Genomic DNA, 13,405 nt, shown 5'->3' with positions numbered 1-13,405 from the left:
TCATAGATGATGTCACCATGCCGAATCCCTGGGACCCCGACGTCTATCTGGCCTTCGCGGATCACCGTGGCCGGCCCTTTTTCGACCTGCTGTCGCGGGTCGCCGCCGCCCAGCCACGTCGTGTGGTCGACCTGGGGTGCGGTCCCGGCAACTTGACGGTGACCCTGGGCCAGCGTTGGCCTGCCGCCGAGGTCGAGGCGGTCGACAGCTCGCCGGAAATGGTCGCGGCCGCCGTCGAACGCGGGGTCGACGCTGTCGTCGGTGACATCGGCGCCTGGTCACCGAAACCCGATACCGATGTGGTGGTGTCCAATGCGGCGTTGCAGTGGATCCCCGACCACACCGAGCTGGTGGTCCGTTGGGCCCGCGAACTGGCCCCAGGGTCGTGGATTGCATTCCAGGTCCCTGGCAACTTCGATGCGCCGTCGCATCGGGCGGTACGTGAAGTGGCCCGTCGCGCGCCATTCGCAAACCCGTTGAGTGACTTGCGGTTCAATGAAGGAAAAATCGTCGAGACACCGGTGCGCTATGCCGAGCTCCTGACTGACGCCGGCTGCACGGTGGACACCTGGGAGACCACCTACGTTCACGAATTGACCGGCGAGAACCCGGTATTGGGCTGGATCAGCGGCACAGCGCTGACCGAGGTGAAGAGCCGGCTTTCCGCCGAGGCCTACGCACAGTACCGACATCAGCTGATCCCGTTGCTGACCGAGGCCTACCCGCCCCGCCCGGATGGCCGTACGTTCTTCCCATTCCGGCGTATCTTCGTCGTCGCGCAGGTGGGCTGAGGTCCGCGGAAATTTGCCTCTTGGCGCGGGTGAGAAATCGTCCCTTCTGAGCGATCTTGTCGTATCGTTTTCGCGGGTCAGTCCTTCTGCGCGCCGGAGGTCGGGGGTAATTTAATGCTGAATTGTGCTGCACGGTTGGGTGCCGCAACGTTTCTGGTGGGGCTCACGCTCGCGGTGCCGCATGCCGCCGTTGCGAGCGCCGACGATGGTGCTGACTCAGGTGCAGTAGCGGCATCTTCCGACGCTGGGGCGACGAAGCTGACGCGGTCGTCGTCGTCGGCGACGTCGGCGGGGCGCGGGTCCGGTGGTCATCTTGCCAAATCGGGTCAGGCCGCCGTCCGAAGCACGCGCACCAGCGCCATCTCCGCGCAGCGACCTGCTGCAATGACAGCGTCACCGAACGGTAGTGGATCGAAATCTGTTCGGGAGCAAGTTCATTCGCGTACCCAACCAGTCGGATCTGCAGACTCTGCGCCCGACGCCCCCTCGCTCACGACGACCACGGTCACCCCCGCGGTGGCAGCTGTCGTAACAGTCGGCGGATCGCCTGCTGCGCTGAGCGTCTCCCCGTTGCAGAGTATGGGCTCGGGACTGAGTCAGATCCTCACCGGAGCGGCGAACTGGCTGGCAACGTTGCCGGCGAATCCGTTCACCGACCTTGTGCAGGGCACGGTGTATCTGCTGCGCCGCACCTTCTTCCCGTCCAGCGTCGGTGTCGTCACGAAGCCGATCGTGGTGCCGGTGTACCCGACGCTCGTCAACGGCGGTCCGAACGAGAAGCTGGGCATCTACGTCGCCTTGGGCTCGAACGCCACACCCGCGTTGTTCGAGTTGGATACCGGTGGCCCCGGCCTCTATGGCGCTTATGCGCCGAACAACACCAATAACTCCGACTGGTGGGGCGACGGTGTGGTTACCACGCCGAGCCAGGTCGATGTCCTCTACGACAGCGGCAACTATTACCAGGGTTACGCCGCCACGACGCAGGTCTCTCTCTACACCTCAGACGGCACGCCGCTGCTGTCGACGGCCCGAGTCGTTGTGGGTCAGATGGACAGCATCACCAACGGTGACAAGTCGCTCTGGACTCCGGATGGTCTGCCCGCGGGCACCTCCACTCCACCGATCAACGGCGCGTTCTACGGCGACTTCGGCCTGGCGCAGCCCTATGGGACCAACGGGATTTCCAACGTGCTGGCTCAGCTGGTCTCACCAACGGCGTCCTTCCCGGATACCGCATCCATTTCGACCCGGCCGGGACGGCCTGGCTCCAGATCGGCCTAACCTCGGCCGATCTTGCGGACCCCACTGGCGCGTACATCCCTGCCGTCATCGACCCGTACGCGCCGTCGTGGGCGAAAAATCCCTACAGCAACGTTCGCTATTACGGCGAGCAATCGTTCCGGGCGAACATCACAATCTCGATCAAGGACCCCAACACCGGTGCCGACGTCACGGTCCTCACCAGTGCGGACGTCGGGATGACCGCCGACACCGGGGCGAGCACCACAGTGCACAACACCAACATGACCCCGCTTCCCCTGCCGACCCAGTACGCCGCCATCACCGACGGCGGCAACTTGGAGAGTGGCCTGCAGTTCTACGTCTCGGCCACCACGACCACCGGAGCCCAGGTCGCGCTGTATGACTTCACCACCAAGAGCCCGGCGTCGGGCGAAGCGGATCTGAAGATCGTCAGCGTCCAGAACTACAAGCCGGGTAACACGACGTATTACCTCAACACCGGGATCCTGCTGTTCCGGGAGAACGACGTCGTGTACTACCTCGGAGACGCGGCCGGCGGCGGCCTGTTCGGTGTCATCCCGCATACCACGTAGCGGCTGGATGTTTGGCCGAAGTCATTGGGCCAGAAGGGTATTGACATGGGTAGGCAACTAGGCAATTCGACGCCAGGAACAGCACTGCGGCCGTACACCTGGCTGGCCATCGGTGCCTTGGCCCTAGGGACGCCGCTGGCCCTGGGCTCCGCACTGGCGCGTGCTGACACCTCACCCGCTGCGCCCGTGGTGGCCAACTGGACGCCCGGCAGCATCGTGAACCTGCTGATCGCCAACGGCACCGCCGAGCATCCGAATGCGGGTCTGCTGATCGGCAACGGATTCAGCTACGACGCCACCACCTGCACCGGAACCACCGCATGTAGCGGTGGTCAGGGCGGGTTGTTCATCGGCTCCGGTGGTAACGGCTGGAATGGGGGATTCGGTGGCAACGCCGGGGTTTTCGTGGGCGCAGCGGGCAACGGCGGTGCCGCATCCAGTTCGTGCGTAAGCAACTGCATCGGCGGGCAGGGCGGTGACGCCGGATTGTTCGGCAGCGGAGGCGCTGGTGGTGGCATCGGCGCCACTGGGACCGCGGGCGTCGGTGGACGGGGTGGGATCCTCGCAGGCAACGGCGGCGCGGGTGGATCCAGGCCTACCACCACCGGCCTGGCGGGCGGCGCCGGCGGGGCAGGGGGGTCAGCGCGGATGTTCGGTGACGGCGGTGCGGGTGGCACCGGCGGCGGAGGCTCCGACGGTGGAAGTGGCGGTGCGGGTGGCCTATTGGGCGGTAGCGGCGGTGCGGGCGGCGACGGGGGTGGCGCATCCACGACCACGGTGTCCGGCATCGCCGGCGGTAATGGCGGTAACGGCGGCAGCGCATCCGTGTTCGGGCTGTGGGGCAACGGCGGAGGCGGTGGCTCCGGCGGGGCTGCGACCGCCGGAGCGGTGGGTGCCACCGGGTCGACGGGAAGCAACGGCCTGCGAGGAGGTAATGGCGGTAATGGCGGCAACGGCAGCCTGATCTACGGCGGTGGCGGCATCGGGGGGTCGGGCGGCGCAGGCGGAGCAGGCGGTACCGGAGGCGCGGGCGCGAACGCCACCCACGCAGGCGGAGCCGGCGGCCTGGGTGGCACCGGCGGCGTCGGCGGGACAGGCGGCAATGGTGGCAACGGTGGCTGGGGCGCGGTTCTGTTCGTGTTCAAGCCGGTGTGGACCGCCGGTGCTGCGGGCTGGGGCGGCCCGGGCGGAAGCGCCGGGTTGGGCGGCACCGGCGGCACGGGCGGCAACGGCGACGCGACGCACCGTGAGGGGGGCACGGGCGGCACCGGCGGTGAGCCAGGTGCACCCGGATCCGGTGGCATTGCCGGTCAGCCCGGCGGAACCGGTGCGCGGCCCGCGATAGACGGTGTTACCGGGGCTTATGGGGCCTCAGGTGGTGACGGCGGCGTTGGGGGTAATGGCTTTGATGCCAACGGATCTGGCGATGCAGGCGGAGCTGGTGGCGCCGGCGGTGACGGGGGCTCGGTCGGCGCTGGCGGCGCCGGCGGGAAAGGCGGCACCGGAGGTCCGGACGGCGGTTCCGGCGGGGTGGGGGGAACCGGCGGTCGGGGTGGTGTTGCGGTCGGAAATGGCGGTCCGGGCGGCACCGGAGGCATTGGCGGTACCGGCAGTGGACGGGGCGGCAATGGTGGCGTCGGCGGCAACGCCCGGGTACCGCTGAGCAGCGGCGGAAGTGGCGGCACCGGTGGGCAGGGCGGAGCCGCGGCGGGCAAGGGCGGTAAGGGCGGAGCCGGTGGCAGCGGCGGATCGCTGGGTAAACCCGGTCAGACCGGTAGCGACGGTAAGGACGCCTAACCCGCGACCTGAGCCCCCGACGAGAACTGCGATGTGTTGGGTGCGCCGAGAACCGGGGTGGCTACCACGGTGATCCAGTCACCGGAAGTGGCTGTGCCGGAGGCGATGTCGACGTCGAACTCGGAGGAGACGGTGTTGAACGTGCCCAGCAGCGTGCGGCCCTGGACGTTGCCGGCGTCGGAGGCGGGGCTGGAGAACACCTGTACCTGAAACGGTCCGGCGTACCCGTCGGCACCGGTTACCGAACCGGCGACCTGTATCGAGGAGCCGGTCAGCGTGGCCGAGTGGACCACCGGCGTCGGCTGGCCGCCATTGCCGCCGTTGGTCAACGCGATGCCAAGGCCGGTATTGCCGGATATCGAATTACCGTACAGCGCATTACCGTTCGAGCCGCTGCCGTTCACAGTGACCCCATTGCCGGCGTTACCGGTGATGGTGTTGTTTTGGATGCTGAGGTTGGTGACCGCGGCCGGAATGGTCGGGTTGGTGAAATGCTCGGCCTCGAACACCCCACCGGCGCTGGCGAAGGCACTGGCCTGGTCACTGTCGCCGGTCACCGGCGCCCAGAGGCCCAGATAACCGCCGGCGGCATCGTAGAGATAGTTCATCCCGGCGATCACCCGGCGGCCGGTGTTGAAGAACTGATTGCTCACCGGCGGCATGTTCTGTGAATAGGCGCCGGCAAGGGGATCGAAGTAGCTCACCGCGGTCGCGGTCATCTGATTGGTTTCATCGGTCGGGTCCACCGTGTAGCTGATCTTGCCGCCCGAATTGAGCAGATCGACGGTCATCGGACCGGTGAACGTTGACGACGGTGACGCGCCGGGAAGGGTGAGAATGCCGGTGGCTATGCCGATGTCGATGACCAGCGGGCCCGTCGGCTGCGGCTCGTTGGCGTTTGAGGGCAGCGTCACCTGGCCGGTGGCGGGCTGCCAGTCCGGGGCAGTCTGGCCGCTCTGCGGCAGGCCTGACGGGCTCAGGTCGGTGTACGCGTAGGACTGTCCGTTGGCGGTCACCGAGCTGTCGAGACCCAGAGTCACCCCTTCGGCGGTGATGACGTAGCCGGGACGCATTGTGCCGTCGCGCATTTCGCTGAGATTGAGGAATGCGTTGTAGGCCTGACTGGCGGTATTGGTGGTCGGGACGGTGCCCAGGCCGCTGCGGTCGAAGCCCACGCCGAAGTTGGAAACTGGCCCGAGGAGTTCGTCGCCGGTCATCGGGTCGATGTTGTCGGCGTAGTTGGCCCACCAGCCGCCGGGGATGGTGACGAATCCCGGCTCGCCGGTCCCGGTGTTGGGCTCGATCGCCACCTGCTGGGTCTGGCTGCCGTTGGTGATGGTCACCGTCCCGCTGGCGGTGGTGGTGAAGAAGGTGGTGGTGGCCGACGTGCTGCCGGGGGGTGGCGCCATCGAGGCGCCGATGGCGGTGACGACGAGAACCGGCATCTCGACGGTGGCCACCTTGTCACCGCCGGGGCCGACCCATTCGGACTGCGGGAAGGTGACGGTGGTGCTCACCCATGTGCCGAAGTACAGCCGGTTGGAGCTGTTGAGGTAGATATAGCCGGGGGTGCCGCCGGTCGTGTCGAGGTTCGGTACCTGGTTCTGATCGAAATACAGTCCACGCGAACCGGTGTCGAGGTTGACGACCAACGGGGTGCCGCCGTTGAGGGACACCGTGACCTGGGGATCGGTCGGTATTCCGGTGTAGAAGCCCGGGTCGCTGGCGTACTTGAGCACATAGTGCCCGAATTGGTAGGGGTTGGCGCCGCCGACCGAGTCCTGGTAGCCGGTCAACGGATTTCCGTGGTCGTTGAGTGCCTGCTGTAGGCCGGGGCTCAGGGAGATGCCGTCGCCGCCGTTGGCGGTGATGGTGTTCCCGGTGACGACGGTGCCGGTGAAGTCGCCGCCGCTGAACTCGATGCCGCTGCCGGTGTTGTTCGCCAGCGTGTTGCCGGAGATGAGTACGCCCTGAACGCCGCCCGGCGCGACGATCCCGCTGCGGCGGTTGTAGGCGATGGTGTTGCCGGCGATGACGGTGCCGGTGTAGTTCCCTGGCGCCAGGACGATGCCTTGGGCGTTGGGGCCGGAGGTGGTGTACCCCCACTGGTTGCTGGTGCCCACGGCTCCGATCGTGTTGTTGTAGATTGCCAGCCCGGTGGTCCCCTGCAGCGTCTCGATACCGTATGCGGTGTTACCGATGATGGTGTTGTTCGCGATCAACGTGCCCGCGTAGTTCTGGCCGGCGAGTTGGATACCGTCGTAGACATTGTTGACTATCGTGAATCCCTGTACCACCGAGGATCGCGAATCACCTTGGAAGACAATACCATTGCCGGTGAAGTTGGCGATCGAGCCGCCCTTGGGCAAGACTGCCGTCACGCCGTCACCGATGGACAGTCCGGTGCCCTGCGATTGGGGCAGGCTGCCGTCGAGGGTGACCGATCCGGTCGCGGTGAGGGTATTGGTCTTGGTGACCACCAGGCCACCGAGCGGATTGTTGGCGCCGACTGCGCCGTTGAACTGCACGCCGCTGTTCTTGGCGGACACCGTCAGCACGTTGCCCGCTCCCTGCGCGGAATCGACGGCCCCGCCGAAGGTGATGGGTGCGTCGGCGGTCGTCACCGACGTGGGGCCGGCGATCGTCGTCGAACCGGCAATCGAGAACGCCCCCGAGGACGTCGCGTAGGTGCCGTTGAGAGTGGTGTTGCCGGAGTAGGACTGGACACCGGTGGTGGTGACCGAGTTGGTGGTCGTCGATCCGCCGCCTGTGGTCACCAGCTTCGCGAGCGCATTCTGGCCGCCCACGGCGCGCGTGAATGTCGTGTCACCGCGTGAATTCACCTGCAGCCATTGTACTTTTGCAGTCGCAGCATCGACGGTGCCGGAAAACGTGACGTCTCCCCGTCCGGTGTCGACGACGGTGTTGCCGGCCAGCGTGGTCACGCCACCGACCGTGAAGGCGCCACCACCGGTGGTGTAGGTACCGTTGAGGACGGCGTTCTGACCATAGGACTGCTCGCCTCTGGTGGTGACCGACTGCAGGTTGACCGTCGACTGTCCGCCGTTGGGCCGCAACCAGATCAGCCCGGATTCGACGTCGAACATCATGTCGAAGTCGTTGAACATGTTCAGGCCGGTGTTGACGTTCGGGTAGGGCGTCGCCGCGCCCGTGCCGTTGGTGTACGCGACCGCGTTCACCGAGCTGTTGTTGCCGGCGACGAACTGCCACGTCAGCGGGGTACCACCGACGGTGGGGATCTCGGCGGTGAAAATCGTCCCGGGCGCGAGCTGGCCGCCTTCTTCATAGGGCCGGGCGAGCGGGTCGGGTAGCCGAACGTTCGTGGAGGCGGCCCCGGTGTCGGCCAGCGACTGCAGGGGATTCCCGCCGAAGAGCTGGACTGGCGTACCGTCCGGCCCGGTGACGGAATAGGTGGGGTAGAAGCCGAATTGCTGCAGGATCGGGTAGTCCGACACGGGGTACGTTCCCGACGGGTCGCTGACCTGCGCCACCGGAACCGCGTACGGGAACTGAGCGCGCAGCGCGTCGGTGATACCCACCGTCAGCTGCGGGGTGCTGCCAATCGGCCCTACCTGGACCAGGTATCCGCTGGACAGGTTCCCGGGAAGTTGGAACAGCGGGCTGGTGATGAACGAGCCCGGGGTGTAGAGCTGCTCGTTGCCCACCTGCTGCACGCCGAAGGCGGCGCCGAAGTCACCGGCGAACGGGGCGGTCTGCGCGTAGGGGTTGGTGGGTTGCCCGGCGCCAGGGGTGAAGAAGCCATCCGACGTGGTGACTGCCGAGACCAGAACAGGCTGCCCGGTGGACACGGTCTGGCTGCCGGTGCCGATGGTGACGACCGCGTTGGTTGCGTAGCCGTCGAGGTATCCACCCGAGCTGTAGGTGATGTTGACCGGTTCGGTACCCAGCGTCGTGCCGTCCCAGTAGCCGGGGGTGTAGTTGGCGAAGAAGCCGTTGCCGCCGGTGTCGAACAGATACCGGCGTGCCGGGTTGTCACCGATCGCCACGTCGATGCCGTACTTGTTCTGGAACCCGCCATTCCCGTCGGGAATCTGCATGAAGTACAGCGGGATGGTCTTCGAGTCGGCCGATTGCTCGATCACCAGGGGAGCCACACCGCGGGTGATGAGGTTGCCCAGCGGAGTGCTGCTGCCCACATTGGCGGCGAAAGTCGTTGTTCCCAAAGCGGTTACGGTCAGCGATTGGCCGCCGAACCAGCCTTGCCCGTCGACGGTGCCGTTGAATACCGCGTTGCCCGAACCGGCGTCGATTGCGGTATCGCGGGCCAGAATGACCGGTGCGTTCAAGGTGACTCCGGCCAATCCACGCACACCGCCGCTGACGACCAGCGCGCCGGGAGTCCCCGCGGCCGTGACCGCGTCCAGGAAATTGGCCGTCGAGCCGAACTGCAGCGAGTCGATCCCGTTGGTGGTCAGGTTGGCATCGACTGTGCCTGCGCTGAACCAGAATCCGGCGCAGCCGACGTTGCCGTTGCCGTTGGCGTTTGCGATGACATCGGTGATCGAGGTGGCGACGAATTGCTGGGCGTGTATGAAGCTCGGGTCGCCGGCCACTTCGACGGTGGTGCCGGTGTTGCGGAAGTACGCGACGCTTCCGGTGTTCACCGCGATGATCAAGCTGTTACCGGTCTGGGTGGCGCTGACCCCGGTCGGGACGAAGTCGAAGAAGCTGCGGCGGACCAGTAGCAGCGCCCCCTCTGCGAAGTCCGAAACGGGGCTGATCGGGAAGTTCGACCACCAGTTGAACGCATCGTTGAACACGTGGTTGATCGCGGTGACGACGCCCTGTTCGACGGTGGGTGCGGTCAATCCCCAGCAGCTGGCGCATGGCACGCCGCCGGAGGTGACCGATGCCGTCGGCGCTGCGGACCCCCCGGAAGCGGCGACGGGGCGAGCTCTCGTGACCCGGTCGCTGGCGGCCGACGTCGAGCGGTGCCGGGCCTCCGGACCTGCCGCCGACGGTGCCCGCTCGGCCGTGGAAAGGTGCGTGCTTACCGGCAGTTGCCGTGACTTGCGCTTGGCACCGGTCTTTCCACGATCGGTCGTGCCACCCACCGCCGAGTTCGAGGCCGAGTTTGAAGCCGAAGCCGAGGCCGATGTCGAGTCGCCGTCATCGGCGGCGGCGACGCCGCTCTGCGGACCCAGTAGCGATATGCCCACTACACAGGCCGCGGCACCGATGTGGGTCACCCGCCGAGGAACTGACATCACTTACCCCCGTGTCGACGAACCGTAGACGTCGTGGGCAGTCTAAGAACGCAGTACGCGACTGGACAGCTCTTTGGCGCGAATTGTGATGTCCGCAACCTGCGGGTGACCTAACGCAGGCTGTTCAGCAGCTCCAACACCTGAGCGACCAGCGCGTCGATATCGGCACCGGCGGTGTCGAGAACAAGGTCGGCGTTGTCCGGCGGTTCGTAGGGTGCGTCCACGCCGGTCATTCCCTTGAGCTCACCTGCCCGGGCCCGCGCGTAAAGACCCTTCGGGTCCCGCTTTTCGCATTCGGCCAACGATGTCGCGACGAACACCTCGATGAACGGCAGCTTCGCGGCATCATTGAGGGTGCGGGCGATCTCGCGGTCGGACTTCAACGGGGACACGAGCGAGGCCAGCGCCACCACACCAGCGTCGGCCAGCAGGCGGGTCAGGTGACCGACCCGGCGAATGTTCTCGGTCCGGTCACCGGCTGAGAAACCCAGATCGTCCGATAGACCGTGGCGCAGGTTATCGCCGTCGAGCAGATAGGCGACCTGCCCGGATTCGACGAGTGCGCGTTCCACCGCGACCGCGAGCGTGGACTTACCCGAGGCGGGCAGCCCGGTGAACCAGATGGTGGCGCCCTTCTGGCCGGTCTTTCCCCAGCGATAGTCGCGGTCGAGAGACGAAGGGTGCCAACGGATGTCGTTGCGGGTGGCCTGCCCGGGTTTGACCTCGCGGGCTTCTAGGATGGTGCCTGCGCCGACGGTGTCGTTGGAGCTCTCGTCGATCAGGATGAAGGCACCGCTGTCGCGGTTGTCCTGATACGGGTCGGCGATGACGATCGAGCTGGTGCGCAGGGTGACCGACCCGATATCGTTGAGCGCCAACTCGACTGGGCCATCCAGCTCGTCGAGAGTTTCCGGGTCGAGCCTGGTGTGCAGAGCCTGCACGGTGGCGCGGACGGTGCGGGTGCCCTGTTTGAACGCCAGCCGATCGCCGGCCCGAAGCGGGGTGTCGGTGAACCAGCACACCGTGGCGTCGACCTCGCGAGCCAGCACCGGCAGCGTGGCATCGTCGGCAGCACTGACGAATACGTCGCCGCGTCCGACATCGATATCGTCGGCGAGTTCGATCGATACCGACAGCGGCGCGACCGCGGTGGCGCGGCCGTCGTCGAGGGTGTCGACCGCCGTGACCGTGGATCGCGTTCCGGCAGGCAGTGATACCACTTCGTCGCCGACGGTGACGGTGCCCGCAGAAAGTCGCCCCGTGTAGCGGCGGCGCTGCTCGGAGGTGGGTCGCGACACCCACTGCACCGGCAGCCGCAGCTTTGACGCCTCCGGTTGCGGCGCCGACAGCTCAACGCCTTCCAGATATTCCAGCAATGTCGCGCCGTCGTACCACGGTGTCCGGTCGGATCGGTGCACGACGTTATCTCCGTGCTTGGCGGCGATCGGGATGACCGACAGCTCGGCACCGCCGAGGCGCGCCGCCATCTGCTGCAACTCCGCCTCGACCTCGGCGAACCGGGTGGCACTGAAGTCGACAAGATCGATCTTGTTGACAGTGGCCACGAAGTGCTTGATACCCAACAGCTTTGCGATGCGGGCATGCCGACGGGTCTGGCGAAGCACGCCGGCGCGGGCGTCGACAAGCAGGATCGCGACATGGGCGTTGGACGCACCGGTGAACATGTTGCGGGTGTAGCGCTCGTGGCCGGGGGTGTCGGCCAGGATGTAACTGCGGGACTCGGTGGAGAAGAATCGGTAGGCCACATCGATGGTGATGCCCTGCTCGCGTTCGGCGCGCAAACCGTCGGACAGTGCAGCCAGATCGGCAACACCCTCTTCGTCGGTGACCGCTTCGAGGTGATCGAGCGGCAGGCTGTCGGTGTCGTGCATCAGCCGACCGATCAACGTGCTCTTGCCGTCGTCGACCGAGCCGGCGGTGGCCAGCCGAAGCAGGGACCGGGTGGTCACTGTGGTCGCAGTCATCAGAAGTACCCCTCGCGTTTGCGGTCTTCCATCGCGGCCACCGAGGTGCGGTCGTCGGCCCTGGTCTCGCCACGCTCGGAGACGGTGGCTGCCGATATCTCGGTGATGACGCCGGCGATATCGGTGGCCCGCGAGCGCACCGCACCGGTGATCGTCAGGTCGCCGACGGTGCGGTAGCGCACCCATTCGACGGCGGCTGTCTCATCGGCCGTGGGCTGTACGTACTTGGAAATGGCGAGCAGAATCCCGTCCCGCTGCACCACTTCGCGCTCATGGGCGAAGTAAATCGACGGCAGCTCAAGGCCTTCGAGTTCGATATAGCGCCAGATGTCCAGTTCGGTCCAGTTGGACAACGGGAACACCCGGACCTGTTCGCCCTTCTTGATCCGGCCGTTGTACAGCGACCACGGCTCGGGGCGCTGCGCCCGCGGATCCCACTGGCCGAACTCGTCGCGGAAGCTCATGATGCGTTCTTTGGCGCGGGCGCGTTCCTCGTCACGTCGCGCCCCGCCGAATGCCGCGTCGAAACCGCCGGCTTCCAGCGCATCCAGCAGGGTGCGAGTCTGCTGGCGGTTACGCGAGGCCGTCGGGCCGGGATCAGGCACCCGGCCGCTGTCGATCGTCTCCTGGACGGATCCGACGATCAGCTTGTGTCCGTGATCGCCGAGGCGGCGGTCCCGGAAGGCGATGACCTCGTCGAAGTTGTGGCCGGTGTCGATGTGCAGGACCGGGAAGGGCAGCGGCGACGGGCGGAAGGCTTTCTCTGCCAGGCGCAGGAGCACGATGGAATCTTTGCCTGCGGAGAACAACAGCACGGGGCGCTGCAGCTCGGCCACCACCTCGCGGATGATGTGCACCGCTTCGGCTTCCAGCAGCCGTAGTTCGTCGACGTGGATGTCGTCCACCGCGATCGTCATACCGGTAACCCTTCTCGTTCCGCATCCGCCTTGTACCGCTCCACCCACTCGTCGGAGCGTTGGTCGGCCTGGCGTTCGAGCACCGGGGCTGGCGCCAGGCTGCGGTCTAACCCCAGTGCTTCGAGCACCGAACCCACCACCTCGGTGAGATTGCGCCACAGCACCGGATAGGACACGTCAATGTAGTCGACCTGTTCCTCGGCAAACCAGGCGCGCCACCCTTCTTCCTGGGCGCGCAGCATGGTGACGACGTGGGCGATGGCGCCGGCGTGGTACTCCGCTCGCGCATCGCGGGTGGGGTCGGGGCGGCCACGCCATACTCGGGTCTGGACAGCTCGCCAGAACGACACGGCCTGGGAGATGACGTCTGGCCGGTACACATGCACCAGCACCGGGTCGGAACCGACGACGTCACGGATGGCGGACAGTAACCCCTGACCGGAGCGCTCCGGCAGGTCTTTGGCCCGTTGCAGCAGCAGGGGAGTCTGGTTCCACATCAGTTTGCCGCCCCACACGCCATTGGGGGTACGCCCGACGGTGCGGATGTAGTCGCGCCAGATCTCTGCGGGCGCGAGATCGGGTTTGCCCTCGATCAGCGGGTCAAGCAGCCGCAGCACCGAATCGTCAGCGAGATCGGCGAACCATTCACGGGGCTGCGGGGACATGCTGGTCTGCGGCAGGTACTGGAAAAACTCCTGGGGTTCGCCGGCCACGCCGGTCGCGCGGAGCGACTCCACGAGCAGGGTGCTTCCGCTGCGCTGCGACGCGAGGACCAGATAGGCGGTTGGGCTGGCGGCCATGCGCGTGAGCCTATCTGGCCTTCATTTG

At 66.5% G+C, this 13,405-nt stretch carries 8 protein-coding genes; 4 read left to right on the top strand and 4 right to left on the bottom strand.

Going from position 1 to position 13,405, the window contains the following annotated elements:
* Window positions 1-17: 17 nt before the first annotated feature.
* The 4 genes from ADBZ9O_RS30495 (at window position 18) to ADBZ9O_RS30480 (ending at window position 4,426) form a co-directional block, all read left to right on the top strand.
* Window positions 18-791, top strand: a complete 774-nt coding sequence (locus ADBZ9O_RS30495) for a trans-aconitate 2-methyltransferase (protein WP_526527246.1) — start codon at window positions 18-20, stop codon at window positions 789-791.
* 516 nt (window positions 792-1,307) lie between these two features.
* Window positions 1,308-2,075, top strand: a complete 768-nt coding sequence (locus tag ADBZ9O_RS30490; RefSeq protein ID WP_526527245.1) for a hypothetical protein — start codon at window positions 1,308-1,310, stop codon at window positions 2,073-2,075.
* 197 nt (window positions 2,076-2,272) lie between these two features.
* Window positions 2,273-2,629: a hypothetical protein gene (locus ADBZ9O_RS30485; protein WP_526527243.1), complete on the top strand. Its 357-nt coding sequence runs from the start codon at window positions 2,273-2,275 to the stop codon at window positions 2,627-2,629.
* Window positions 2,630-2,674: 45 nt separating this feature from the next.
* Entirely contained in the window at window positions 2,675-4,426 is a 1,752-nt protein-coding gene (locus ADBZ9O_RS30480; RefSeq protein ID WP_526527241.1) for a hypothetical protein, read from the top strand.
* Here ADBZ9O_RS30480 and ADBZ9O_RS30475 read toward each other — a convergent pair.
* The 4 genes from ADBZ9O_RS30475 to stf0 all read right to left on the bottom strand — a co-directional run bounded on the left by ADBZ9O_RS30475 (window position 4,423) and on the right by stf0 (window position 13,377).
* Window positions 4,423-9,675: a beta strand repeat-containing protein gene (locus ADBZ9O_RS30475; RefSeq protein WP_526527239.1), complete on the bottom strand. Its 5,253-nt coding sequence runs from the start codon at window positions 9,673-9,675 to the stop codon at window positions 4,423-4,425. The two genes, ADBZ9O_RS30480 and ADBZ9O_RS30475, sit on opposite strands and share 4 nt — an antisense overlap.
* Before the next feature lie 110 nt (window positions 9,676-9,785).
* A complete protein-coding gene (gene cysN, locus ADBZ9O_RS30470) occupies window positions 9,786-11,663 on the bottom strand; it encodes a sulfate adenylyltransferase subunit CysN (protein WP_526533678.1) in 1,878 nt (625 codons plus the stop codon).
* Window positions 11,660-12,577 carry a sulfate adenylyltransferase subunit CysD gene (gene cysD, locus ADBZ9O_RS30465; protein ID WP_526527236.1) on the bottom strand — a complete coding sequence of 306 codons (918 nt, stop codon included), beginning with the start codon at window positions 12,575-12,577 and terminating at the stop codon, window positions 11,660-11,662. Before cysD ends, cysN begins: the two co-directional genes overlap by 4 nt.
* The gene (gene stf0, locus ADBZ9O_RS30460; protein ID WP_526527234.1) at window positions 12,574-13,377 is read right to left on the bottom strand and encodes a trehalose 2-sulfotransferase; all 804 of its coding nucleotides are present in this window, start codon (window positions 13,375-13,377) and stop codon (window positions 12,574-12,576) included. Before stf0 ends, cysD begins: the two co-directional genes overlap by 4 nt.
* Between the last annotated feature and the right edge of the window lie 28 nt (window positions 13,378-13,405).

Origin of the sequence: Mycobacterium sp. (assembly GCF_965229105.1) — a bacterium.
Taxonomy (GTDB): Bacteria; Actinomycetota; Actinomycetes; order Mycobacteriales; family Mycobacteriaceae; genus Mycobacterium.
The sequence above is the reverse complement of the archived record's forward strand: the minus strand, read 5'-3'. Positions and strand labels throughout refer to the sequence as shown.